23 protein-coding genes and 4 pseudogenes are annotated in these 24,694 nt (G+C 63.5%); 12 read left to right on the top strand and 15 right to left on the bottom strand.

Features of this window, described 5'->3' with window-relative positions:
• Positions 1-2 precede the first annotated feature (2 nt).
• Together sdhD and sdhC are read right to left on the bottom strand one after the other, a co-directional pair.
• The gene (gene sdhD / locus ACSKB8_RS08675) at positions 3-407 is read right to left on the bottom strand and encodes a succinate dehydrogenase, hydrophobic membrane anchor protein (protein WP_128930603.1); all 405 of its coding nucleotides are present in this window, start codon (positions 405-407) and stop codon (positions 3-5) included.
• A complete protein-coding gene (gene sdhC / locus ACSKB8_RS08670) occupies positions 404-802 on the bottom strand; it encodes a succinate dehydrogenase, cytochrome b556 subunit (protein ID WP_128930604.1) in 399 nt (132 codons plus the stop codon). The genes sdhD and sdhC overlap by 4 nt, the downstream gene beginning before the upstream one ends.
• 507 nt (positions 803-1,309) lie before the next feature.
• Here sdhC and ACSKB8_RS08665 point away from each other — a divergent pair.
• Positions 1,310-2,171, top strand: a pseudogene (locus tag ACSKB8_RS08665) (sulfite exporter TauE/SafE family protein).
• A 278-nt stretch (positions 2,172-2,449) separates the two neighbouring features.
• On the opposite strand, the pseudogene ACSKB8_RS08660 reads toward ACSKB8_RS08665, so the two are convergent.
• Positions 2,450-3,978, bottom strand: a pseudogene (locus ACSKB8_RS08660) (malonate--CoA ligase).
• Between the two features lie 86 nt (positions 3,979-4,064).
• Here ACSKB8_RS08660 and ACSKB8_RS08655 point away from each other — a divergent pair.
• The 4 genes from ACSKB8_RS08655 to ACSKB8_RS08640 all read left to right on the top strand — a co-directional run bounded on the left by ACSKB8_RS08655 (position 4,065) and on the right by ACSKB8_RS08640 (position 7,329).
• A complete protein-coding gene (locus ACSKB8_RS08655) occupies positions 4,065-4,826 on the top strand; it encodes an SDR family oxidoreductase (RefSeq protein ID WP_438103626.1) in 762 nt (253 codons plus the stop codon).
• 342 nt (positions 4,827-5,168) lie between these two features.
• Positions 5,169-5,723 carry a fasciclin domain-containing protein gene (locus ACSKB8_RS08650; RefSeq protein WP_091882949.1) on the top strand — a complete coding sequence of 185 codons (555 nt, stop codon included), beginning with the start codon at positions 5,169-5,171 and terminating at the stop codon, positions 5,721-5,723.
• Positions 5,724-5,906: 183 nt separating this feature from the next.
• Complete coding sequence (locus ACSKB8_RS08645; protein WP_438103625.1) at positions 5,907-6,536, top strand: cytochrome b/b6 domain-containing protein; 630 nt, start codon at positions 5,907-5,909, stop codon at positions 6,534-6,536.
• Between the two features lie 10 nt (positions 6,537-6,546).
• Complete coding sequence (locus tag ACSKB8_RS08640; protein ID WP_438103624.1) at positions 6,547-7,329, top strand: molybdopterin-binding protein; 783 nt, start codon at positions 6,547-6,549, stop codon at positions 7,327-7,329.
• Between the two features lie 98 nt (positions 7,330-7,427).
• On the opposite strand, the gene ACSKB8_RS08635 is transcribed toward ACSKB8_RS08640, so the two are convergent.
• Complete coding sequence (locus ACSKB8_RS08635; RefSeq protein WP_438103623.1) at positions 7,428-8,627, bottom strand: YbfB/YjiJ family MFS transporter; 1,200 nt, start codon at positions 8,625-8,627, stop codon at positions 7,428-7,430.
• Between the two features lie 131 nt (positions 8,628-8,758).
• Here ACSKB8_RS08635 and leuB point away from each other — a divergent pair, with 131 nt between their 5' ends.
• A complete protein-coding gene (gene leuB / locus ACSKB8_RS08630) occupies positions 8,759-9,871 on the top strand; it encodes a 3-isopropylmalate dehydrogenase (RefSeq protein WP_091882962.1) in 1,113 nt (370 codons plus the stop codon).
• A 147-nt stretch (positions 9,872-10,018) separates the two neighbouring features.
• Here the strand turns inward: leuB and ACSKB8_RS08625 are convergent, their stop codons facing one another.
• Both ACSKB8_RS08625 and ACSKB8_RS08620 read right to left on the bottom strand, forming a co-directional pair.
• On the bottom strand, positions 10,019-10,402 hold the full coding sequence (locus ACSKB8_RS08625) for a hypothetical protein (RefSeq protein ID WP_438103622.1): 384 nt from the start codon (positions 10,400-10,402) through the stop codon (positions 10,019-10,021).
• A 156-nt stretch (positions 10,403-10,558) separates the two neighbouring features.
• On the bottom strand, positions 10,559-11,356 hold the full coding sequence (locus tag ACSKB8_RS08620; RefSeq protein WP_438103621.1) for a hypothetical protein: 798 nt from the start codon (positions 11,354-11,356) through the stop codon (positions 10,559-10,561).
• A 116-nt stretch (positions 11,357-11,472) separates the two neighbouring features.
• Between ACSKB8_RS08620 and ACSKB8_RS08615 the strand changes: the two genes are divergently transcribed.
• A complete protein-coding gene (locus ACSKB8_RS08615) occupies positions 11,473-12,507 on the top strand; it encodes an aspartate-semialdehyde dehydrogenase (protein ID WP_438103620.1) in 1,035 nt (344 codons plus the stop codon).
• Positions 12,508-12,657: 150 nt separating this feature from the next.
• Here the strand turns inward: ACSKB8_RS08615 and ACSKB8_RS08610 are convergent, their stop codons facing one another.
• Positions 12,658-13,302: a carbonic anhydrase gene (locus tag ACSKB8_RS08610; protein WP_438110459.1), complete on the bottom strand. Its 645-nt coding sequence runs from the start codon at positions 13,300-13,302 to the stop codon at positions 12,658-12,660.
• 103 nt (positions 13,303-13,405) lie between these two features.
• Between ACSKB8_RS08610 and ACSKB8_RS08605 the strand changes: the two genes are divergently transcribed.
• Positions 13,406-14,287: an HpcH/HpaI aldolase/citrate lyase family protein gene (locus ACSKB8_RS08605; RefSeq protein WP_370990641.1), complete on the top strand. Its 882-nt coding sequence runs from the start codon at positions 13,406-13,408 to the stop codon at positions 14,285-14,287.
• Positions 14,288-14,475: 188 nt separating this feature from the next.
• Positions 14,476-17,269: pseudogene (locus ACSKB8_RS08600) on the top strand (UPF0182 family membrane protein).
• Between the two features lie 191 nt (positions 17,270-17,460).
• Here ACSKB8_RS08600 and ACSKB8_RS08595 read toward each other — a convergent pair.
• The 4 genes from ACSKB8_RS08595 to ACSKB8_RS08580 all read right to left on the bottom strand — a co-directional run bounded on the left by ACSKB8_RS08595 (position 17,461) and on the right by ACSKB8_RS08580 (position 20,253).
• A complete protein-coding gene (locus ACSKB8_RS08595) occupies positions 17,461-17,880 on the bottom strand; it encodes a DUF6455 family protein (protein WP_438103619.1) in 420 nt (139 codons plus the stop codon).
• Positions 17,881-18,107: 227 nt separating this feature from the next.
• A complete protein-coding gene (locus ACSKB8_RS08590; RefSeq protein ID WP_370990638.1) occupies positions 18,108-18,893 on the bottom strand; it encodes a hypothetical protein in 786 nt (261 codons plus the stop codon).
• A 79-nt stretch (positions 18,894-18,972) separates the two neighbouring features.
• Positions 18,973-19,578, bottom strand: a complete 606-nt coding sequence (gene leuD, locus ACSKB8_RS08585) for a 3-isopropylmalate dehydratase small subunit (protein WP_028174900.1) — start codon at positions 19,576-19,578, stop codon at positions 18,973-18,975.
• Positions 19,579-19,854: 276 nt separating this feature from the next.
• Positions 19,855-20,253 carry a metallopeptidase family protein gene (locus tag ACSKB8_RS08580; protein ID WP_438103618.1) on the bottom strand — a complete coding sequence of 133 codons (399 nt, stop codon included), beginning with the start codon at positions 20,251-20,253 and terminating at the stop codon, positions 19,855-19,857.
• Positions 20,254-20,450: 197 nt separating this feature from the next.
• Here ACSKB8_RS08580 and ACSKB8_RS08575 point away from each other — a divergent pair.
• Positions 20,451-20,743, top strand: a pseudogene (locus ACSKB8_RS08575) (hypothetical protein).
• Between the two features lie 41 nt (positions 20,744-20,784).
• Positions 20,785-21,045, top strand: a complete 261-nt coding sequence (locus tag ACSKB8_RS08570) for a hypothetical protein (RefSeq protein ID WP_438103617.1) — start codon at positions 20,785-20,787, stop codon at positions 21,043-21,045.
• Between the two features lie 10 nt (positions 21,046-21,055).
• Here ACSKB8_RS08570 and ACSKB8_RS08565 read toward each other — a convergent pair whose 3' ends face one another.
• Positions 21,056-21,355, bottom strand: a complete 300-nt coding sequence (locus ACSKB8_RS08565) for a DUF1330 domain-containing protein (protein ID WP_438103616.1) — start codon at positions 21,353-21,355, stop codon at positions 21,056-21,058.
• A gap of 178 nt (positions 21,356-21,533) precedes the next feature.
• Between ACSKB8_RS08565 and ACSKB8_RS08560 the strand changes: the two genes are divergently transcribed.
• A complete protein-coding gene (locus ACSKB8_RS08560; protein WP_438103615.1) occupies positions 21,534-22,055 on the top strand; it encodes a hypothetical protein in 522 nt (173 codons plus the stop codon).
• Between the two features lie 38 nt (positions 22,056-22,093).
• Here ACSKB8_RS08560 and ACSKB8_RS08555 read toward each other — a convergent pair whose 3' ends face one another.
• The 3 genes from ACSKB8_RS08555 to rplS form a co-directional block, all read right to left on the bottom strand.
• Positions 22,094-22,303: a hypothetical protein gene (locus ACSKB8_RS08555; protein WP_438103614.1), complete on the bottom strand. Its 210-nt coding sequence runs from the start codon at positions 22,301-22,303 to the stop codon at positions 22,094-22,096.
• 95 nt (positions 22,304-22,398) lie between these two features.
• Positions 22,399-23,805, bottom strand: coding sequence for a 3-isopropylmalate dehydratase large subunit (gene leuC, locus ACSKB8_RS08550; protein ID WP_370990633.1), 1,407 nt, complete (start codon positions 23,803-23,805; stop codon positions 22,399-22,401).
• 409 nt (positions 23,806-24,214) lie between these two features.
• On the bottom strand, positions 24,215-24,595 hold the full coding sequence (gene rplS, locus ACSKB8_RS08545; protein ID WP_091893038.1) for a 50S ribosomal protein L19: 381 nt from the start codon (positions 24,593-24,595) through the stop codon (positions 24,215-24,217).
• Positions 24,596-24,694: the final 99 nt, after the last annotated feature.

Below are 24,694 nucleotides of genomic sequence, written 5' to 3'. Positions count from 1 at the left end.
GGTTACACTCCGGATGACAGTTTCAGGATCGCGTAGGTCGAGGCGAGCGCCACGGCGACCGAGAAGAAGTTGTTGAGCATGATGGAGATGAGCTTCAGCTTCTCGTTATGGACGTAGTCCTCGATCACCACTTGCATGCCGATTTTCATGTGCCAGGCGCTGGCGAAGATGAAGAGGAGCAGGATCACCGCGACGGGAATGGAGCTGAGAATCTGCGCAGCGCCGATCTGGTTGCGGCCGAGCAGCATCATGATGATCACCAGCACCGGGATCATCAGCAGCGTCATGGCGACGCCGGTGATGCGCTGGCGCCAGAAATCGGACGTGCCTGAATGCGCGGCGCCGAGATTGCGGACGCGGCCAAGCGGGGTGCGCATGCTGCGCTTCGGCGTATCGGTTGCGCTCATCGTCCACCTCCGATCGCATAGGCGATGATCCAGATCAGCACCGTCAGCGCGATGCCCCCGATCAGGGCGCCCCAGGTCAGCGCTTCCCGCTCATTGGCCTTGAAGCCGTAGCCGAGATCCCAGACGAAATGCCGGATGCCGCTGAGCATATGGTGCATCAGCGCCCAAGTGTAGCCGAACACGATCAGCCGTCCGATGATGCTGCCGGCGAAGGCCTGGACGTGCGCGTAGGCGGCGGGGCCGGAAGCCGCCGCGATCAGCCACCAGACCAGCAGCAGGGTTCCGACATAGAGGGCGATACCGGTGGCGCGGTGGATGATGGACAGCGCCATCGTCAACGTCCAACGGTACACTTGCATGTGTGGTGAGAGCGGTCGTTCGATCCGTGCGGTCATGGGCTTTGATGTTGTATTGCGGCCCAACAGAAGGGCGCGCGGGGATCGGAAAGGTCGGCTCTATTTACGGAGTCGATTTCGCTGGCGCAATCACCAAATCGCCATAAATCGAACGACGGTTCAGCTCTAGAGCGTTGATGAAACAAGGCCAATCAGTGGCTTGGTATACCAGAGCGTCGGTCCGCCAACCAAGTAAAGAATTATTATTCATTTCTTCTGAGGGGCCCGAGGTGCGTTGAAATTGCTATTGGAACGCCTCTAAACGGACCATCCCGTCCAAATCGGCCAGAGGTGGCCCAGTCGTCGCGCAAAAATCGTCCGCACACGCGGACGGGCCTTCCCATTCCGCTTCCGTTCGACCCCCTCGGATATGCGCACTCTGCATTCCACCCCAGCCGCGAGGTTCGGTGTGTCGACCGCGCGAATCAGATCGCCTAATGCTCCCTACGCGGCGTTCCGAAGCGACATCTCGGCGCCGCAGCGACCAGTCGCCGGGGCAGGTCAGAGGTGATTGCAGGGCTCGACATCAAGGAGATCGTGGAGCTTGCGCTGTTGCTGATCGCAACCGGCGCGCTCTCGGGATTTTTGGCCGGCGTGTTCGGCATCGGCGGCGGCGCGATTCTCGTGCCGGTGTTCTACGAATGCTTTCGCATCGCCGGCGTGCCGCTGGAGGTGCGCATGCCGCTCTGCGTCGGCACCTCGCTCGCGGTGATCATCCCGACCTCGATCCGTTCGTTTCAGGCGCACTACAAACGCGGCGCCGTCGACATGGCGATCCTGCGCGTGTGGTGGCTGCCGATCGTGATCGGCGTCATCGCCGGTAGCGTGGTCGCGCGCTACGCGCCGGAACGGCTGTTCGAAGATCGTGTTCGTCGCCGTCGCCTGGTCAGCCGCGGTCCGGCTCATCTTCGCGCGCGAGACCTGGAAGCTCGGCGATGATCTGCCGAAGGGCCCATTGATGCGCGCCTACGGCTTCTGTGTCGGCATCCTCTCGACCCTGATGGGCATCGGCGGCGGCCTGTTCTCCAACCTGCTGATGACGTTCTACAGCCGTCCGATTCATCAGGCGGTCGCGACCTCGTCGGCGCTCGCGGTCTTGATCTCGATCCCCGGCGCGCTCGGCTACATCTATGCCGGCTGGCCGGCGGCGGCGAACTATCCGGCCGTCACGGCCCTGCAAATCCCATTCGCGCTCGGCTACGTCTCCCTGATCGGCGCCGTGCTGGTGATGCCGATGAGCCTCGTCACCGCACCGCTCGGCGTGAAAGCCGCGCATGCGATGTCGAAGCGGACGCTGGAGGTGGCGTTCGGGTGCTATCTGCTTATTGTCGGCAGCAGGTTTGTGATGAGCCTGGTCGGCGGGCAGTGATGGGCCTGGGCCGAAGCACGCGCCACACACTCCGCTGTCATCGCCCGACTCGATCGGGCGATCCAGTATTCCAGAGACCGCAATGATTGAGCCGAGAGGCCGCGGCGTACTGGATGCCCCGGTCCCGGCTCCGCCAAGGCTACGCCGGGGCCACAAGGGTGCTCGGCCGCCGAAGCTTTAGCGAAGGCGGCAAGCCGGGGCATGACAGCGCGTTGTGTGGTGGGTAGCTCTTCCCGATTCAGAACAGAGTCGAAAGGACCGTCGCGACGAGCCCACGCCTATTTCTTCGCGTAGATATCCTTATACGTCTCGCGCAAAATGTTCTTCTGCACCTTGCCCATGGTGTTGCGCGGCAGCTCGTCGACGACGAAGACGCGCTTGGGCATCTTGAATTTGGCCAGCCGTCCGTCGAGCGCCTTCAGCACCGAGGCTTCGCTGACCTCGGCGCCCTTGTTGCAGACGAGGACGGCCGTGACGCCTTCGCCGAAATCGGCGTGGGGCACGCCGATCACGGCGGATTCGACCACGCCCGGCATGGCGTCGATCTCGCTCTCGATTTCCTTCGGATAGACGTTGAAGCCGCCGGAGATCACGAGGTCCTTGCCGCGGCCGAGAATGTGGACGTAGCCCTTGCTGTCGATCTTGCCGAGATCGCCGGTGATGAAGAAGCCGTCAGGTCGGAATTCGGCCTTGGTCTTCTCCGGCATGCGCCAGTAACCCCTGAATACGTCGGGCCCTTCACCTCGATCATGCCGATTTCTTCGCGCGGCAGTTCCTTCGCCGTCTCGGGGTCGGTGACGCGCAACGAGACGCCCGGCAGCGGGAAGCCGACTGCGCCGGGCACGCGCTCGCCGTCATAGGGGTTCGACGTGTTCATGTTGGTCTCGGTCATGCCATAGCGCTCGAGCACCGCATGGCCTGTGCGCGCCGACCATTCACGGTGGGTCTCCGCCAGCAGCGGGGCCGAGCCCGAGATGAACAGGCGCATGTGCTTCGCGGTCTCGCGCGACAGCGCGGGGTTCTGCAGCAGCCGTGTGTAGAAGGTCGGAACGCCCATCAGCACGGTGGCCCGCGCCATCAGCTTGATGATCAAATCCGGATCGAGCTTCGGCAGGAAGATCATCGACGCGCGCGCGAACAGCGTCACGTTGGTCGCAACGAACAGGCCGTGGGTGTGGTAGATCGGCAGCGCGTGGATCAAGACGTCCTTGTCGGTGAAGCGCCAGTAGCCGACGAGGCTGAGCGAGTTCGACGCCAGATTGTCGTGGGTGAGCATCGCGCCCTTGGAGCGGCCCGTGGTGCCGGATGTGTAGAGGATCGCGGCGAGGTCGTCGCTTGCGCGCGGCACCGTTACGAATTCGCCGCTTGCCTTGTCGGCGGCGTCCGTCAGCGAGCCCTTGCCGTCAGGCCCGAGCGTTTCGACCTTGGCTTTTACCTTGGCGGCGATCGGGGCGAGGCCTTCCGCCTTGGAGGGATCGCAAACCACCAGCGACGGCTCGGCATCGCCGATGAAGTAGTCGAGCTCATTCAGCGTATAGGCGGTGTTCAGCGGCAGATAGACCGCGCCGGCCCGCACGGTGGCCAGATACAGCACGATGTTGGCGACCGATTTCTCCACCTGCACCGCGACGCGATCGCCGGGCTTCACGCCGCGTGCGACCAGCACATTCGCCATCTGCCCCGCGCGCGCGATCAGATCGCCATAGCTGATACGGGCGCCGTCATGCGTCTCGATCGCGAGGCGCTTGGGATCGTCCAGGCCGTCGAACAGGCGGGAAAACAGATTGGCGTTGGCAGCTTGGTTCATGCAACATTCCTCGCCGGCGAAGGCCGGTCAAAACCGAGGGCTGGATTAGCAAAAACCGCCCCGCAGAAGCAACGGAGACAGTTTGCATGACCAAAAACGGGAAACGCGTGGCCTGGGTTACGGGCGGCGGCAGCGGGATCGGCGAGGCCGGAGCTGAGACATTAGCTGCCGACGGCTGGACGGTAGTGGTGTCGGGCCGGCGCCAGTCAGCCCTCGATGCCGTGGTTGCGAAGATCAACGGCGCAGGCGGGACGGCCGAGGCCATTGTGCTCGACGTGTCCAACGCCACTGAAGCCCAGAAGGCGGCCGATCGGATCGTCGCCAGGCACGGTCGGATCGATCTGCTGGTGAACAATGCCGGCATCAATGTTCCCAAGCGCAGCTGGCAGGACATGGAACTGGAAGGCTGGGATAAGCTCGTCCAGATCAATCTCAACGGCGTGCTCTATTGCATGCGCGCGGTGCTGCCGACGATGCGCAAGCAGCAGGACGGAGCGATCATCAACGTCTCGTCCTGGGCCGGCCGCCACGTCTCGAAGATGCCGGGCCCGGCCTACACCACGACCAAGCACGCGGTGCTGGCGCTGACCCATTCCTTCAACATGGACGAATGCGTCAATGGCCTGCGCGCCTGCTGCCTGATGCCGGGCGAGGTGGCAACGCCGATCCTGAAGCTGCGCCCGGTGGTGCCGAGCGAGGAGGAGCAGGCCAGGATGCTGCAATCCGAAGATCTCGGCCGCACCATCGCGTTTATCGCGTCGATGCCGGCGCGCGTCTGCATCAACGAGGTGCTGATCAGCCCGACGTATAACCGCGGTTTTATTCAGACGCCGCAGAGCAGGGATTGAGGTGGGGCGCAGCCGCGAGTTCGTCATTGCGAGCCACCGGGTCCGCGCAAAAGCGCGGCCCGATGACAGGCTCCGCGAAGCAATCCAGGAATGTGTCCGCTGAGACAGTCTGGATTGCTTCGTCGCAAGGGCTCCTCGCAATGACGGTGGATCGACCACACGAAATCCCTCCCCCATAGTTTCACGCATCACAAAGAATTTTTGTTCGAAACCGCCCCGTAGACACTCCCGTAGTTCGGTCTAACGACGGCTCTGCTGCATCAGCCCACACGGTCGCAGTCGCCGTTGTTGCCAACTCAAACGCCGGCCATCGCCGGTCTCAATTCAATCGGGAGATTCTCCATGTCGAAGCGCATTGCCTATCTCGCTGCAGCCGCCTTCAGCGCCCTCGCCATCACCGCGACCGTCGTCGCGCCCGTCAGCGCCGAGGAAAAGACCGTCATGGTCGGCGGCGCCGCGATGTTCCCGTCCAAGAACATCGTCCAGAACGCGGTCAACTCCAAGGACCACACCACGCTGGTCGCGGCGGTGAAGGCGGCGGGCCTGGTGCCGACGCTGGAAAGCAAGGGCCCGTTCACCGTGTTCGCGCCGACCAATGCCGCCTTCGGCAAGCTGCCGGCCGGCACCGTCGACAACCTGGTCAAGCCCGAGAACAAGGCGACGCTGACCAAGATCCTCACCTATCACGTCGTGCCCGGCAAGCTCGCGGCCTCCGACCTCACCGACGGCAAGAAGATGAAGACCGCCGAGGGCGAGGAACTGACGGTGAAGAAGATGGACGGCAAGACCTGGATCGTCGATGCCAAGGGCGGCACCTCGATGGTGACGATCTCCAACGTCAACCAGTCGAACGGCGTCATTCATGTGGTCGACACCGTGCTGATGCCGGCGACGTAAAACCGCCCACCCCTGTTTCATCCCCCGAACAGGAGGCCTCGAGACGGCGAGCCGGGGGTGCCCGGCTCGCTTTCTTGTGACCGTGATAGCCCGCCGGTATCGATTTGATGCCGGACGGGGCGTAACGAAAGCGGAAGCATCGGCGTATAATTGCTGTCAAACGACGTTCAGGACGGAACCATCATGGCGAGCCTCACAGTCACCGAAGAGCAGGTCAGGGCCACTCCGGCCAAAGTGATCCAGCCGGTCTGGGTCCGGGTCATGCATTGGGTCAACGCCCTCGCCATGATCCTGATGATTCTGTCGGGCTGGCAGATCTACAACGCCTCACCGCTGTTCGGCTTCAGCTTTCCGCGCGAGTACACGCTCGGCGGCTGGCTCGCCGGCGGCCTGCTCTGGCATTTTGCGGCGATGTGGCTGTTGATGATCAACGGCCTCGCCTATCTCATCACCGGTTTCGCCACCGGCCGCTTCGCTAAGAAGCTGCTGCCGATCACGGCGTCCGGCGTGCTTCACGACGTCAGGGCGGCGCTGACCTTCAAGCTCGGCCATGACGATCTCACCGTCTACAACTACGTGCAGCGCCTGCTCTATGCCGGCATCATCGTGGTCGGCGTGCTGATCGTGCTGTCGGGCCTCGCGATGTGGAAGCCGGTGCAGCTCTATTACCTGGTGATGCTGTTCGGCGATTATCCGACTGCGCGCTACGTGCACTTCTTCTGCATGGCCGCGATCTGCGCGTTTCTCGTCGTTCATGTCCTGCTCGCGCTGCTGGTGCCGAAGAGCCTGCGCGCGATGATCATCGGTCGCTGAGGAGGAGAACATGGCGAAGCGCTCATTCCTGATCCCCGGCGTCGACAAGCGGCTCTTGATCAAGGACTCCATCAAGGCGATGCCTGACGTCACCCGCCGCCGCTTCATCGCGGGCGGCGCCAGCTTCGGTGCGCTGACGCTGCTCACCGGCTGCGACGTCGTCGACTCGTCATCGGCCGAGGAGATGCTGAAACAGGTCTCGAAATTCAACGACGCGGTGCAGGCCTTCATCTTCAATCCCGATGCACTGGCGCCGACCTTCCCCGAGAGCGCGATCACAAAACCGTTCCCGTTCAATGCCTATTACGATCTCGACGACGCGCCTGATGTCGATGGCAACGACTGGAAGCTCGAGGTCCGCGGCCTCGTCGACAACAAGAAATCGTGGAGCCTTCCGGAGCTGTACAAACTTCCTCAGGTCACGCAGATCACCCGCCTCATCTGCGTCGAGGGCTGGAGCGCGATCGGTAGCTGGACCGGCACGCCTTTACGCGACTTCCTCAAGCTGATCGGCGCCGACACGCGTGCGAAATATGTCTGGTTCCAGTGCGCCGACAGGGACGGCTACAACTCGCCGCTCGACATGCGCAGCGCGCTGCATCCGCAGACCCAGATGACGTTCAAATACGCGAACGAGATTTTGCCGCGCGCTTACGGTTTTCCGATGAAGATCCGCGTGCCGACAAAACTCGGCTTCAAGAACCCGAAATACGTAGTCTCGATGGAGGTCACCAACGACTACAAGGGCGGCTATTGGGAAGACCAGGGGTATAATTCGTTTAGCGGCAGCTAGGCCCGCTGCCGTAGGGTGGGCAAAGGCGCGTAGCGCCGTGCCCACCATGATTGTCACGGCGGATAAAGCGTTGGTGGGCACGCTTCGCTTTGCCCACCCTACGGCACCGATGATTTCTTCGTCCCCACCTTGCGCTGGCACAACGCCGCCACCGCCCCGAGCGCCAGCAGCGCCGCCGAGACATTCAACGCGTAACTCAAGCTCCCCAGCGCATCCGTGATCGCACCGACCACGATCGGGCCGAGCGTCTGGCCGACGCCGAACGAGATCGTCATTGCCGCAATCGCGGTCGGCCACACCTCGGGCGGATAGTTGAAGCGGACGAAGGCGGTGGTCGAGCCGACCACCGCGAAGAAGGCGACGCCGAACACCACCGCAGAGACCGCGAGCCACGCCGGCGAATGTCCGAGCATCGGCAGGGCGGCACCGAGGGCGTTGGTGCCGAGGATGATGGCGGTGGCAAGTCCGCCGCGGTCGAGCGCCAGCACGCCGCGCCAGGCCCAGGGCGTCACGAAGGCGCTGAGCCCGATCAGGCTCCAGAACGCGGCCTGCGCTGCGGCCCCGCCGCCGCCGTCGCGCACATAGGCGATCATGAAGGTCATGTAGGCGATGTAGCCGGCGCCGAACAGGAAGTAGCCGGCGAGATAGATCAGCACGGGCAGAATCGCGAACGACGCGTGGCTGCCTTCCGAGAAGCGGACGCTGCTCTCGATGCGGATCAGGAACAGCGGAATCGTCATCGCGACGGACAGCAGTGTCAGCGCCCACCAGACGATCCACCACGAGCCCGGTCCGAAATATTGCAGCGTGAACGGGGCGATCAGCCCCGAGGCGAGAATGCCGATGCCGGGCCCGGCATAGAACAGGCTCAGCAGGAAATTGGCCCGCTCCGGGCGCAACTGCGCGATGGTCGCAGCCAGCGCGCCGCCGGCGACGAAGCCGGCTGCAGCCCCCAAGCCCAGCACGAGGCGCGCGAGGCTCAGCGCGATGAAATCGCCTGTCAGCGCGCAGGTGGCGAGCGCGGCGACGCAAGCCAGGGTTCCCAGGCGGATCGCCGCCGCCCAGCCGATACGCTGGATCAGGCGGGAGGCCACCAGCGCGCCCACGAGGTAGCCGACGGCGTTGATGGTGTTCATGAAACCGGCCGCCGAGTAGGACCAGCCGAGGGTCTCCCGCATATCCGGCAGCACCAGCGCATAGGCAAAGCGGCCGATGCCGAGCCCGACCGTCGCCGCCAGCGACAAGGTCAGGATCAGCCGTGCGGGATGCGGGATGGGGGGACGGTCAGGGGCGTGCAAAGGGTACTCCGGCTGTGGGAGTGTGGCAGGCTCCATCCGCTTTGCACAGCCGGCTCCCCGGCAATGGTGTCTTGCCAAGCGCGCAACGCCGCTCTAGCACTCCGGCCGAATTCGACCTGAGAGGAACGACCATGGCGACCCACAAACTGCTGCTGCTTCCCGGCGACGGTATCGGCCCCGAGGTGATGGGCGAGGTGAAGCGGCTGATCGACTGGCTCAATTCGGCCGGGATCGCCAAGTTCGAGACCGACACCGGCCTCGTCGGCGGCGCGGCCTATGACGCGCACAAGGTGTCGATCTCCGAGGGCGACATGGCCAAGGCCAAGGACGCCGACGCCGTGATCTTCGGCGCGGTCGGTGGCCCCAAGTGGGATGCGGTGCCCTATGAGGTGCGCCCCGAAGCCGGCCTGCTTCGTCTGCGCAAGGATCTCGCTCTGTTCGCCAACCTGCGTCCTGCCGTGTGCTACCCGGCGCTGGCGGATGCTTCGAGCCTGAAGCGCGAGGCGGTCGAGGGCCTCGACATCGTCATCGTGCGCGAGCTCACCGGCGGCGTCTATTTCGGCGAGCCCAAGACCATCACCGATCTCGGCAACGGCCAGAAGCGCGCCATCGATACCCAGGTCTACGACACCTATGAGATCGAGCGCATCGCCCGCGTCGCCTTCGAGCTTGCCAAAAAGCGCAAGAACAAGGTGACGTCGATGGAGAAGCGCAACGTCATGAAGTCGGGCGTGCTTTGGAACGAGGTCGTCACGCAAGTCCACAAGCGCGAATACCCCGACGTCACGCTCGAGCATCAGCTCGCCGATTCCGGCGGCATGATGCTGGTGAAATGGCCGAAGCAGTTCGACGTCATCGTCACCGACAATCTGTTTGGCGACATGCTGTCCGACATCGCGGCGATGCTGACGGGGTCGCTCGGCATGCTGCCCTCGGCCTCGCTCGGCGAGGTCGACGTCAAGAGCAAGAAGCGCAAGGCGCTGTACGAGCCGGTGCACGGCTCCGCCCCTGATATCGCCGGCAAGGGCCTCGCCAATCCGATCGCGATGATCTCGTCCTTCGGCATGGCGCTGCGCTACTCCTTCGACATGGGCGATCTCGCCGACAAGGTCGATGCCGCCATCGCCGCCGTGCTCGCCAGCGGCCTGCGCACCGCCGACATCAAGTCGGAAGGCACCACCGCCGCCTCGACCACGCAGATGGGCGAAGCGATTCTGAAGGAATTGCAGAAGCTGCACGGGTAGAGCCGTAGCCCGGATGGAGCGCAGCGAAATCTGGGGTTCTCGCCTCGTGGATAGACTTCCCGGATTGCGCTTCGCTCCATCCGGGCTACGCGACAAAAAATGGCCGGGCGTGAGCCCGGCCATTTTGATTCGATGCCTGCGTCCGATTCAGTACAGCGGGAAATTCTGCGGGTAGCCGCCGACATCAGCGGGCGGCGAGAGCGGCTGGCGATCGATCGGGCGGTTCAGGTTCTCGCGGGCGAAGGACGGATAGCCCACCGCCGGCGGGAAGGCGTAGTCGCTGAACTTGCGGTCGCCCGGATTGACCTCGGTGCCGCCGTCGAGCCAGGAGCGCTTGCTCACATAGATGCGGGTGCGGCCCTGCTGATAGACCGCGTTGGGGCCGCTCGGTCCGTAATAGGGCCGGCCGCGCTCGTCATAGCGCTTGGTCCTGGTGTCGGCCGAAGCCGGCGACGCGAGCGACAGGGCAATGACGGCGCCCGCCGCAAGCCAGGTCGCCAATGTGTTCGCCGCAGAGAATTTCAAGCTCATCACGTCCCCTTCAGGCGGCAGGCCGCCAGTCGATTTCACCCCATACTAGCCCGGCCGGGGCGGATGCAACTAGGTCAATTGGGTCACACCAGCCCGGAATAATCGTGCGCGCCGGCAAAAGTTGCATCAATACCAGCCACTTGAGCTTGATGCGGCCTAGAGCGTCCCGCGCAATTGCGCGTTCGCGGCGCCCAGCATCCAGTCCGATGGTCCTGACGATCCCTGGGAATCGCAGGCGCGGCGCTTCAGCTCGGCATGGGCGAACAATTCCGCCAGCCTGGGTTCGTTGCCCGAGGTCAGCAGCGTCAGCCGGTTCAGCGTGCAGGCGATCGCCGCGCGCCAGGCGGGCAGGGTGTCGCCCTGGCAGGTGAAGCCGGAGATCTGGAGCGCCGGCTCCTCGCTGCGCTTGAGAAAGCCGAGGCAAGCCCGCGTCCCCTCCGCCGCGCCGACCGGCCGGAACAGGGCGACGGGGCCGAATTTGGTGTCGATCAGACCGGCCTGCTCGAGCGTGGTGGCCGCGCTCAAGCCCATCTGGACGGCCAGGTCCGCAGTCGCCGGACGGGCTACGTCGAACTCGCCGCCTTCCCGGTAGATTTCGAGCTGGGCCACGGGCTGGTCGGCCTCGCTCGCCCAGCGCAGCACGTCCCGGCGGCCTCCTTCGGGATGCCTTAGGATGATGTAAGAAGCTGTTTTCTCTGATGAATCGAGCCGGCTGACGACGAAGGCCGGATGCGAGCGGTCGGCCGCGCTCCAGCCCGGCTTGTCCGCCGGTTCATCGTCGCGCAAGTCAGGCAGCTGGCCGAGCGCCGCGAGCGCGAGGATGGCAAACAGGGCGAGCGCCCCCACATAGGCGATCAGGTGCGCCAGCGTGCCGATGACCTCGTCGGCAAAGGCTGCAAGCGCCAGATGGATCTGAGTAGGGCTAACGGCCGTGCTGGCCTCAGGCGATTGCATCCACGGCCTTCAGGCATGGTCCAACGTTGTCTTGAGGCCGGTTCTCGCATAGAAGCGCTGCTCTTCCTGTCTAAGCGTCAGCTTCGGGAACGGGCTTTTTCATCGGAGAGTGAACGATGGGTTACAAAGTCGCAGTCGTCGGCGCGACCGGCAATGTCGGACGGGAAATGCTCAACATCCTGGATGAGCGCAAATTCCCCGCGGACGAGGTCGTGGCCCTGGCGTCACGCCGCAGCGTCGGCGTCGAGGTCTCCTATGGCGACCGTACCCTGAAGGTCAAAGCGCTCGAGCATTACGACTTCTCCGACGTCGACATCTGCCTGATGTCGGCTGGCGGCTCGGTCTCGAAGGAATGGTCGCCGCAGATCGGCGCCGCCGGCGCGGTCGTGATCGACAATTCCTCGGCGTGGCGCATGGATCCGGACGTGCCGCTGATCGTGCCGGAGGTGAACGCGGGCGCGACCGAAGGCTTCAAGAAGAAGAACATCATCGCCAACCCGAACTGCTCGACCGCGCAGCTCGTCGTTGCGCTCAAGCCGCTGCACGACAAGGCGACGATCAAGCGCGTCGTGGTCTCGACCTATCAATCGGTGTCGGGTGCCGGCAAGGACGCGATGGACGAATTGTTCTCGCAGACCAAGGCCGTCTACACCAACGACGAGCTGATCGCGAAGAAATTCCCCAAGCGCATCGCCTTCAATGTCATCCCCCACATCGACGTGTTCATGGAGGACGGCTACACCAAGGAAGAGTGGAAGATGATGGCGGAGACCAAGAAGATCCTTGATCCCAAGATCAAGCTCTCCGCCACCTGCGTGCGCGTGCCGGTGTTCGTCGGCCACTCCGAGGCCGTCAACATCGAGTTCGAGACCCCGATCACAGCCGATGAAGCCCGCGAGATCTTGCGCAAGGCGCCGGGCTGCCTCGTCATCGACAAGCAGGAGCCCGGCGGCTACGCCACGCCTTACGAAGCGGCCGGCGAGGACGCCACCTATATCAGCCGCATCCGCGAGGACGCGACGGTCGAGAACGGCCTCGTGCTGTGGTGCGTGTCCGACAATTTGCGCAAGGGCGCCGCGCTGAACGCGATCCAGATCGCGGAAGTGCTGATCAACCGCAAGCTGATCAGCGCGAAAAAGAAGGCGGCCTAACGAGCTGCCGTAGGGTGGGCAAAGGCGCGCTCTTCGCGCGCCGTGCCCACCATTCTTTCCGATTCCGACAGGTGGTGGGCACGCGGAGCCTGTCATCGGGCGCGCGTACGCGCGACCCGGTGGCTTTGCCCACCCTACGAGAGCGGTGGCTTACGCCACGCTTCGCGCGTTCTTGAATTCCTTCGCGACCTTATCCAGCACGAACAGCGATCCCTCTGCGACGCCGAAATAGGCGCCGTGGGTCTGCATCTGGCCGCTCTCCACCGCCTTATGCACGAACGGGAACGTCATCAGGTTTTCGAGGCTGCGGAACACCGCGGCCTTCTCGATGCGCTCGACGAACTGCGCCATGGTCTCGTGGTTGCGCTGCTCGACCACCTCGCCGGGCTTGATGAACATCTGCATCCATTTGCCGATGAAGTCGCCCGGCGTCAGCGGCTCGATCTTGTCGACGAAGGCGCGGATGCCGCCGCATTGCGCGTGGCCGAGCACCACGATGTGCTTCACCTTCAGCACCGTCACCGCATATTCCAGCGCCGCCGAGACGCCATGTGCGTTCTCGTCGGGCTGGTAGGTCGGCACCAGATTGGCGATGTTACGAACGACGAACAATTCACCGGGGCCGACGTCGAAGATCACCTCGGGCGAGACGCGGCTGTCGCAGCAGCCGATTACCATCACTTCCGGCGACTGTCCCTTCACCGACAGCTCGCGGTAGCGGGTCTGCTCGGCCGGCAGCCGCTGGGTGGCGAACGCCTCGTAGCCTTCCAGCAAATGCTTCGGGAATGTCACCATACCCATGCCTAATCATAGACCGCAGGGGCGAACAAGCCTTTCGAATAGGCAGGCCAAATGCTATCGGCTTCGGTCAGAAGACTGACGAGGAAGGAACGCTTGCATGACCCGCCCGCGCCGCAGCCATCTGTTCATGCCCGGCTCCAATCCCCGCGCGCTGGAAAAGGCGCGCAATCTCGCCGCCGACGGCCTGATCCTCGATCTCGAGGATTCCGTCGCTCCTGATGCCAAAGCGGTGGCGCGCGACGGCATTGCCGCCGCGATCGCGGCCAAGGGTTTTGGCAAACGCGAGATCCTGATCCGGACCAACGGCCTCGACACGTCCTGGTGGGCCGACGACGTCGCGATGGCCGCCAAGGCTTCGCCGGACGGCATCCTGGTTCCAAAAGTTTCAAGCATCGAAGATCTCGGCGCGATCGACCGGAAGCTGGCCGAGCTTGGCGCCGCGCCGACCGTGAAAGTCTGGGCCATGATCGAGACCGCGCGCGCCGTGCTCCATGCCGAGGAGCTGGCCGCCGCCGGCCGCGATCCATCGAGCCGCCTTTCAGGCTTCGTGTTCGGCCCGAACGATATTTCGCGCGAGACCCGCATCAAGATGCTGCCGGGCCGCGCCGCGATGATCCCGATGATCACCCATTGCATCCTGGCAACGCGCGCCCACGGCCTCGAAATCCTCGACGGGCCCTATAGCGACATCGCCAATTCCGACGGCTTTGCCACCGAATGCGCGCAAGGGCGCGATCTCGGTTTCGACGGCAAGACGCTGATCCATCCCTCGCAGATCGATGCCTGCAACGCGATCTTCACCCCACCCGAAGAGGAAGTCGCGCGCGCGCGGAAAATCATCGCGGCGTTCGAATTGCCGGAGAACGTCTCGCGTGGCGCGATCCGGCTCGACGGCGCCATGGTGGAACGCCTGCACGCCGACATGGCTCGGCGCACGATCGAGATCGCAGACGCGATCGCGGTGATGGGGAAAGGCTAGGGCGCACGCTCAAAAAAGCGGCGTTGCTTCAGGGGACAACACGCAGCTCCGCAAGACTTCGCGCGTCCTCCCGAGGTCGGCGCGCAGCCTGTTGCGGGTATCCGCGTGTTCTAGGACTGCGGAGCAAAAAGCAGGTGCGGCGCCCCGTGACAGGCGCGCCACGTCTGTCGTTCTGCTATAATGTTACTATGACGATCGGGATTTCCGGACCCGAACGGAAGGCACCAGGGCGAAGCGCCGTGGTGGGATTCATCATCGCGGCCATCATCGCCGCGATCGGCCTGATCCTGCTCGCTCTCGTCGGCGACTTCCTGGTCGACTGGATGTGGTTCTCGTCGATCGGCTACGAACAGGTCTTCTGGACCACAATCGGCGCGAAAGCCGCCGTCTTCCTCGTCGTTTTCGCGGCGACCGCCGCCATCTTGTGGGCGAACGCGCGCCTTGCACTTGGCCTTGCCGGGCGCCGAACCCGGTTACCCGCGGCCTTCGACCCGAGGCTTGTGGCCGCTACGGCGCTGCCCGATCCGCTTGAATTCCTGCGCGAGCGGCTGCGGTGGCGCAGCATGATCGCCGCTGAGTAGCGGCCTCGTCGCTCTGCTTGTCGGCTGGGGAGAAGCCGGCAACTGGAGCACTTTTCTGCGCTTCATCTATCAAGTGCCCTACGGCACCAATGATCCCTTGTACGATAAGGATATCGGATTCTACCTGTTTTCCCTGCCCGTCTTTGTGGCCATTAAGAATTGGGCGTTGCTGACACTCGTCATGAGCGCGCTGCTCGCCGGGCTTATCTACTGGGTGCACGGCGACATCGAGGACCGGGCGCAGCGAGTATCACCAGCGGCGATCTCGCACGGTTCGGCGCTTCTCGGCCTCTTCTTTGGCGTGAAGGCGTGGTCCTACAGTCTCGACCGCTATCTCCTGCTGTACGGCGACAACGGCGTGGTGGTCGGCGCAGGCTTCACCGACGTCAATGTGGAACTGCCGGTCCTGTGGCTGCTGATCGCACTTTCGATCGTCGCCGCTGTGGCGGCATGCGCGAACCTGTGGGTGCGTACCTACCGCCTCCCCACCGCCGCGATTGTGCTGCTGTTCGGCGGCGCTTTCCTGCTATCGGGCATCATCCCCGCAGTGTTTCAGCGCTTCTACGTCGGGCCGAACGAGTTGGCGTGGGAGCGGCCTTACATGGAACGCAACATTGCCCTGACGCGGGAGGCCTACAATCTCAATCGGATCGTGCCGAAGCCGTTCCCTGCGGAACAGAACCTGACCTTGAGGGCGCTCGAGGCCAACAAGGCTACCATTGAAAATATAAGGCTGTGGGATTGGCAACCATTGGCCGACACTTACGCTCAACTGCAGGAGATTCGCACCTATTACAAACTGCGCGACCTCGATGTCGATCGTTACTGGTTCGGCGATACCTACCAAAGCGTGATGATCTCAGGCCGCGAGTTGAATTCCGCGCTGCTGCCACCCAACGCGCAGACCTGGGTCAACCGCCACATCCTGTTCACCCACGGCAATGGTGCGGTGATGAGTCCGGTCACCCAGAAGAGCGGCGAAGGACTTCCGCTTCTCTATCTGGACGACATTCCTCCGGTCGCACATGGAGGTCCCGCGATTCGCGAGCCGCGCATCTATTACGGACTGCAGACTGAGGACTACGTCATCGTCAAGGGAACCGTGCCGGAATTCGATTATCCCAGGGGAAAGGACAATGCCTACGCGTCCTATGACGGCTCCGGCGGCGTGCCGCTGTCGGGCATGGTGCGGAGGCTGATCTTCGCCCACCATTTCAACGATGTGAACCTGCTGCTGTCAGACTACATCGGCGATGACAGCCGGATCATGATCCGGCGCAACATCCAGAAGCGGGTGGGCACGATCGCCCCGTTCCTCTCTCTCGATCGCGATCCCTATCTGGTCGTCAGCGAGGGCAGGATGTTCTGGATGCAGGACGCCTACACGACCAGCGATTATTTTCCCTACGCACAGCCTGCGCCCGGCTACAACCTCAATTATATCCGCAATTCAGTGAAGGTCGTGATCGACGCCTATAACGGCACCGTCGATTTTTACCTGATGGACCCAGCCGACCCGGTCGCCGCGACCTATCAGCGAATCTTCCCGGACCTGTTCAAGCCGTTCGCGGCCATGCCGTCCGATCTTCAGAAGCACATTCGTTATCCCGAAGACCTCTTCCTGATCCAGGCGCGACTTTTCCAGACCTACCACATGGAAGCTGCCGATGTTTTCTATAACCGGGAGGACCTCTGGCAATTTCCGCGTCAACCGGCCGGTGATGGCGTCTCTTCAATGGACGGCATCACCACCATGGCCCCCTATTACATCATCATGCGGCTGCCCGGAGAGGCGCAAGCCGAGTTCTTCATCATGATCCCGATGGTGCCGAGCCGCCGCGACAACATGATCGCTTGGCTTGCCGCGCGCTGCGACGAGCCCGGCTATGGCAAGCTGATCGTGTACGAATTTCCCAAAGAGAAGCTGGTCTACGGGCCGTTCCAGATCGAGGCGCGAATTCATCAGAACACGGAGATCTCCCAGCAGATATCGCTGTGGAACCAGATGGGGTCGCGGGTGATCCGGGGAAATCTGCTCGTGATCCCGATCGAGAATTCGATTCTCTACGTGTCGCCGCTGTATTTGCGGGCCGAGCAAGGACATTTGCCGGAGCTCAAGCGAGTGATTGCCGCCTATGGTGAGCATGTCGTCATGAAGGAAACGCTTGCCGAGGCCCTGTCGGCACTCTTCGTGGACAGCGGCCCTTCCCCGGCAGCGTCGGCTGTGACCGCGGAAACACCCGCCGAAGCCTCCACGGCAGCGCGCGCGCAGGAGGCGCTCACGCACTACGACCAGGCCATGGAGCGGTTGAAATCCGGTGATTGGGCAGGCTTCGGCAAAGAGATCGATGCGATGCGCGGTATTTTGGAAGATATCCGCCGGCAATCGGGTAGCCGCTGAGGTTCGCGAGAAACGCTATTTTCTGACTTGCCGGTGCAACTGCCCGCCCCGACGAGGCGATCGAATAGGATAGCGATGTCGGCCTTGAGCCCCAGCTCGGACCTCTGAACGAGGTCTGCTATAGGCTGCAGCAGAGCTCCACGCCCTCGATCTCGTAAGTACACACCCCAGCGAGATCTCCCGCGCTGGCGTCAGTGTGGCGCGACGTCGGCGCGGTCGAGCGACTCCAGCGTCGCGGCGTTGGCGCAGTAGCCGTGATAGTTCTCCGCGGCAGTGCCTTCAGCGAGATCGCGGTCGCACTGACCCTTCTGGTTGCAGAGCGAGCAGACCCGCTCCATGTCGCGCAGCAGCAGCGGCTGTGCGCGGCCGAGCCCTTCGGCGTTGATGCCGAGTTGCTCCAGCATCTTCGGCAATTCGTCGGCGGCGTGCTTGCCGTGGCGAACGAGCTCCTCCAGATCGTCAGGCGCGATCCTGAGATCGCTGGCGATCCGGTTGAAATCGGCGCGATCGAGCTGCCGCATCTCGTTCATCTCGCGGCGATGCTTCAGCCAGCCGGCAAAGGACTCGATGAGGTCCTGGACGATGGGATAGGGCCTGCTTGCGGTGCTCATGGAAAGCTCCGTTGGGGTCGTGGAGTTGGAGCAAGATTAGGCACAATGGTGCAGGAGCGCGTTGCGCTGGATCAAACTGGAAGCTCGGGGTGCTTAACCTCTCCCGCTTGCGGGAGAGGTCGGCGCGTCCCGGGCGATGCGAAGCATCGTCCGGCGCGCTTGTGGAGACACCCTCTCCCCAACCCTCTCCCGCAAGCGGGAGAGGGAGCGCACTGCCTCCGCGGCAACTACCCGAACCGCTCCGTCGCCCACGCATACAGGCTGCCCGGAATCGGCTTTTCGCCGCCGCGGCCCTTGGGCGAGATGTGCAGGCCGATGATCTCGGGGTTGGTGACGAGGCCGAGATAGCTCGAGGGGTCGAAGAACAGTTTTGGTTCGGCATGCACGGCGTAGAACGACTGCTTCGGCAACGCGCAAGCCAGCTCGCCGGTGCGGCGCGCGAGCGCGGTGAGCGCTGCCGGCCCGTAGATCGCAACGCGGATGTCGGAGAGGCGGTTCGAGCCGCCGCGCAGACGGCGCATCATGAAGGTGATGCGATGGCGCACGGACAGCCAGTTCGGCGTCAGCTCCTCCTGCTCCATCAGCTCCTCGAAGGCGGCGACGATGCCGTGCTCCGGCGGAAGGTAGATCACGGAATTGCCAAGCTGGCGCGGCCGCTCCCAGGCGAAATAGGGCTTTGCCGGATCGATCTCGACGGGCCTCAGCAGCAGCACGTCGGCGTCGAGCCACAGGCCGAGGCCTTTCGCCATCAGCTTCATGCGGAAGAAGTCGCTGAACTGCAGCGTGGTCCAGTCGCGCCAGCTGCCGTCCGGCTGCGGCGGCCGCAGCCTTTCAGAGAACGCGTGCGGCAGGATCGCCTCGGCATCCGCATTCGCGATGCCCGCGGGCAGACCGGGAATGGTGTCGAAGCTATAGACCGTGACCTTGTGGCCGGCAGCCAACTGCGAGCGCAGACAGGTCTGGCGCAGGGCGTCCATCGGGCCATGCCAGAAGGTGACGATGTCGGGCAGCATGCGCGAGCTATAAGGATAGTCAGAGCAAAGAAAAAGCCCCGGCGCCGTCAGCACCGGGGCTCGAACCAGAAACGCGATCTCAGGCCCAGGCGCGCTCGCGCTTGAGCTTGTCCTCGTAGGTGTCGATCGAGGCCTTCTTCTCCATGGTGAGGCCGATGTCGTCGAGGCCGTTGATCAAGCAGTGCTTGCGGAAGGGGTCGATCTCGAACTTGACCTTACCGCCGTCGGGGCCGCGGATCTCCTGGTTGGGCAGGTCGATCGTCAGCGTCGCATTGGCGCCGCGCTCGGCGTCGTCGAACAGCTTGTCGAGGTCTTCCTGGCTGACGCGGATCGGCAGAATGCCGTTCTTGAAGCAGTTGTTGTAGAAGATGTCGCCGAACGAGGTCGAGATCACGCAGCGGATGCCAAAGTCGAGCAGCGCCCAGGGCGCGTGCTCGCGGCTCGAGCCGCAGCCGAAATTGTCGCCGGCGACCAGCACCTTCGAATTGCGATAGGCGGGCTGGTTGAGGACGAAATCCGGATTCTCGCTGCCGTCGTCCTTGTAGCGCTGCTCGGAGAAGAGCCCCTTGCCAAGGCCGGTGCGCTTGATGGTCTTCAGGTACTGCTTCGGAATGATCATGTCGGTGTCGACATTGATGATCTTCAGCGGCGCCGCGACGCCTTCCAGCGTGGTGAACTTGTCCATGGTTGCGCTTTCCCGGATGGGTCTAGGGGAACAGGTGTTTATCGCGATCGGGGCCCGAATCCTAGGCCGAATTCGGCAGGGCTGCCTTACCTCTCCGGCTTGCGAGGGTTGAGGCTGGACTGGTGCGGGGTCGGGACTTCACCTCTCCCGCTTGCGGGAGAGGGTTCTCTCCTCTGGGGGAGTGTCCCGTTGAGGAGACACCCTCTCCCCGGCCCTCCCCCGCAAGCGGGGAGGGAGCGCACCGCCGCTGTGGTGACGCGATCAATCCGGCTCGCTCTAGTCCGCCCGAGCCTCAATCGCGGCCATATCGTCGTCCGACAGACCGAAATGGTGGCCGATCTCGTGGATCAGGACATGGCGGACGATGTGGCCGAGGGTCTCGTCGTGCTCGGCCCAATAGTCCAGGATCGGCCGGCGGTAGAGCCAGACCATGTTGGGCAGCCGCGCCACGTCGCCAAGGCTCTGCTGCGGCAGGCCGATGCCCTGGAACAGGCCGAGCAGGTCGAACTCGCTCTCGCACTCCATCTCGTCGAGGACCTCCTCGGTCGGGAAGTCGTCGACGCGGATGATGACGCCCTCGCAGAGCCTGCGAAACTCCGCCGGCAGGCGCTCGAAGATGTCATGCGCCGTCGCTTCCATCTCGGCCAGCGAGGGCGCTTTCAATTCCGTCCACATGGGCCTCTTCTAAAGCGTTTCCGAGCGACGTGGGTACGGTTCGCGTAAACTAGCGCGGGTTCCGCAGCGATGCATCCCGCTTTATAAGCGCGGCGAGGTTGACGAGCGCCGTCAAAACGGGGAGCGTGGGGCCTTAAATGGGAATGTTTCGGGTGGGCGGAAAAATGCGAGCGAAAACAGCGCTGACGCTACTGTGCATGGGGTTGTTTTTGCAGTTTTGCGTTGGCGCCCAAGCCCAAACTCAAGTCCAGACCGCTGGCCCCGAGATCCGTCTCGCCCAGGCGGCCTCACCGGACGACGTTCCCCGCCACGCAGGCGGCCCCCGGCGCGCTTGCGCGTCACGCCCTATTACAGCCCGGACGGCGTCTATCCGCGCTACAATCCCGGTCCCGACGCAGTCCGCGTGTGCAACGCCACCTATGTGCAGGAGTACCGGCCGAGCGGCACGGTGATCGTGCCGCGTGTGAGCTGCTACTGGCGCCGCGGCTGAGGCCCGCGCCGGCGAACAACGCGGTGCCTTGTAGGATCGTCATGGCGAGATGGATCATATTCGTTGTTGCCGTTGCGCTCGCCGCCGGCCTGCCTCGCGCTTCCGCGGCGTCAAGGGCGACGATACCGGAGGCCTCGGCGGGGATCGCGGTTTTCGATGTGCGACAACAAGCGCGCGCCCATGACATTGCGCGGCCTGCTGCACGCCATGATCCACGCTATTACGCACGGCCGGTCTACTACCGTCCCTATCCCTACGGCGTGCCCGCCCCGTTCGTGTTCGGCTACGGGCCCTTCTGGTGACGCCGCCGCGTTAGCCAGCAGGCGCAAATCCCCTGACCAGCAGCACCGTCGCCTGCGCACCCGCTTTGCGATCGCGCGAGATGTCCTCGTAGTCGGGCGCATTCGAGAAGGCGAGGAACGCAGCCTCATCGGGGAACGACATCATGACAAGCTTGTCATGCGGCCATACGCCTTCGAGCACGCGCGGCTGTTCGTCCGTCGCGAGCAGCTTGCCGCCATACTTCTTGAACACGTCGAAGAACCGCGCCTGATAGCGGTCATAGGCCGCGCGGTCCGTCATCTTCAATTGCGCAATCGCATAGACAGTCATTTCCAAAAACTCCTGACCTCGCGGCACTGCGTCGCATCGCGGAGCCCAGCGTCGTTCATTCATGGGGCGTTCACATCGCTCTCCTCAGTTTAATCTAGGGAGCGACCGCAATTGAACAGCGTTTGGCGCGGCCGAGACGTCGCGTCGCAATGCGCTGTCCAGATTCAGGGAGGATTCCATGCTGAGGATATTGGGTCTCAAGGCAAGCCCGATGCGCTTGCTCGGGATCGCGGCCGCCACGACATTGATGCTGTCGGCCGGCAGTGCGCGCCGTGCTGAAGCACTTACCTTGATCAATCCGGCGACGTCGCCTGGGACGAAGGCTGCGGCCGACGATCTCGTCACGCAGGTTCGCCACGGCGGCGGCGGGCACGGCGGACATGGTGGCGGTTTTCATGGCGGAGGTTTCCGCGGTGGCGGCGGACATTTTGGTGGCTTCCATGGCGGCGGCTTCCGCGCCGCGCCGGCCTTTCACGGCGGTGGCTATCGTTACGGCGGATTTCGTCACTATGGCGGCTATCATCGCTACGGGATCTATCGCCCCCATTACGGCTATCGTCACTTCCACCGGCGCTATTATTACGGCGGCTATTATCCCTACTATCACTATCCGCGCCGCTGCCGGATCATCTGGACCTATTACGGTCCGCGCCGCGTCTGCCGCTGGCCTCGCTGGCACTATCCGTACCGCTATTGGTGAGCACGATCGAAATGCAAAGGGCGCCTCAGCGGCGCCCTTTAAAGCCAATCCTTCAACTTCCACGACGCGGATTTCCACCGCATCAAATTCTCGAGCTTCCATTGCCTGAACATCGCCGGCGGCCAGCGGCTGAGCTTTGAGGCTTCCTCGACCTCGGGCTTGGCGACGACGCGCAGCGGCGTTGCGCGCCGGCGGTGCTGGCGCGTGGCCTCGCTGATCAGATCGACATATTCCGGCTTGTTGGCCATGGCTTGCGTCCTCGCGAAACCGTCGCGAGGACGAGAATGTGGGCGACGCGGATTAACGGCGGCTTGCCGTAATCGCTACAATTGCAGGGAGCAGCTTACCGCCAGTCCCTGACGTCGACGAAGTGACCGGCGATCGCGGCCGCCGCCGCCATTGCCGGCGACACCAGATGCGTGCGGCCCTTGAAACCCTGGCGGCCCTCGAAGTTGCGGTTCGAGGTCGAGGCGCAGCGCTCTTCCGGCTTCAGCTTGTCCGGGTTCATGGCAAGGCACATCGAGCAGCCCGGCTCGCGCCATTCGAAGCCGGCCTTGATGAAGATCTTGTCGAGACCCTCAGCTTCGGCCTGCTCCTTCACGATGCCGGAGCCCGGCACCACCATGGCGTTGACGTTCGCTGAAACGGTCTTGCCTTCAGCAATCTTCGCTGCCGCGCGCAAATCCTCGATGCGGCCGTTGGTGCAGGAGCCGATGAAGACGCGATCGAGCTTGATGTCGGTGATCTTCGTGCCCGCCGTCAGGCCCATATACTTCAGGGCGCGATGCTTGGAGATGCGCTTGGCTTCGTCCGCGATCTTGTCGGGGTCGGGCACGATGCCGGTCACGGAGATGACGTCCTCGGGGCTGGTGCCCCAGGTCACGATCGGCGGCAGCTTTGCGGCGTCGAGGCGCAGCTCGTGGTCGAAATGCGCGCCCTCGTCGGAGCGCAGTTTCTCCCAGTAGCGCATCGCCTCGTCCCAGGCCGCGCCCTTTGGCGCCTTCGGGCGCTCGCGCAGGAAGTCGTAGGCCTTCTGGTCGGGTGCGACGAGACCGGCCCGCGCGCCGCCTTCGATCGACATGTTGCAGACCGTCATGCGGCCTTCCATACTGAGCGCACGGATCGCGTCGCCCGCATATTCCAGGACGTAGCCGGTGCCGCCCGCGGTGCCGATCTCGCCGATGATGGCCAGGATGATGTCCTTGCCCGTCACGCCATCAGGCAATTTGCCATCGACAGTGACGCGCATGTTCTTGGCCTTCTTCTGGATCAGCGTCTGCGTCGCCAGCACGTGCTCGACCTCGGAAGTGCCGATGCCGTGCGCGAGCGCGCCGAACGCGCCATGCGTCGAGGTGTGGCTGTCACCACAGACGATGGTGGTGCCGGGCAGCGTAAAACCCTGCTCGGGGCCGATGACGTGGACGATGCCCTGGCGCTTGTCGAACTCGTTGTAATATTCGATGCCGAATTCCTTGGCGTTCTCGGCCAGCGCCTTGATCTGCTCGATGCTTTCAGGATCCGGGTTCGGCTTGGTGCGATCGGTGGTCGGCACGTTGTGGTCGACGACGGCGAGCGTCTTCTCGGGCGCGTGCACCTTGCGACCCGTCGCGCGCAGGCCTTCGAAAGCCTGCGGCGAGGTCACCTCGTGCACCAGGTGGCGATCGATATAAAGCAGGCAGGTGCCGTCCTCGGCTTCGTGCACCAGATGGTCGTTCCAGATCTTGTCATACAACGTGGTCGGCTTGGACATGAGCTTAAGCTCCGAAGAATGTGTAAGCGGATGTGCGCGCCTGGCGCGCGGGCAACAAATCGTCAGCGCAGCTTTTAGGCTGCGCGCGTAAGCTCTGACGTTGCCGAGGTCGCGAAGCGTCCGAAGAACCGGCCAGGCAGCCGCGAGCGATCGTCGATGACGATGCGCTTGACGGGGGCGAGGCTGGTCAGATCTGGAAACATTCTAGAAGCTATATAGCATGCAGCGGTAAAAGCGCGAGAGTTTCGAATTCGTCATTGCGAGCGCAGCGAAGCAATCCAGAAATGCATCTGCGGAGACAGTCTGGATTGCTTCGCTGCGCTCGCAATGACGAGGACAGACAGCCGGGCAAAACAAAAAAGCGCGGAGCCGAGCCCCGCGCTTTCTAGAACTTGCCTGGTGGCGATGCTTACTCGCCGACGGCAGCCTGGCGGTCCTGCTTCTCGACGATGCGGGCCGACTTGCCGCGAAGGTTGCGGAGGTAATAGAGCTTGGCGCGACGCACCTTGCCGCGGCGCACCACCTTGATCGAGTCGATCATCGGGGAGAGCAGCGGGAACACGCGCTCGACGCCCTCGCCATAGGAGATCTTGCGCACGGTGAAGCTCTCGTTGAGGCCACCGCCGGAACGGCCGATGCAGACGCCCTCATAGGCCTGCACGCGGGTGCGGTCGCCTTCGACGACCTTCACGTTGACGATCACGGTGTCGCCGGGGGCGAATTCCGGGATGTCCTTGCTGGCGGACAGCTTGTCGAATTGCTCCTGCTCGAGCTGCTTGATCAGGTTCATGGGTAAATCTCCATCGGCGCGCCCAGCCTTCGAAACGGGGGCTGCGCGAAATTCGTCTATCCAGCCATTGCGGATGTGGCCGCTCCTATAAGGCAAGCC

The sequence above is a fragment of the Bradyrhizobium sp. BR 1432 genome (assembly GCF_051547705.1).
GTDB lineage: Bacteria > Pseudomonadota > Alphaproteobacteria > Rhizobiales > Xanthobacteraceae > Bradyrhizobium > Bradyrhizobium zhanjiangense.
Note: the sequence above shows the minus strand (reverse complement) of the source record. Positions and strands in the feature narration are given on the sequence as shown.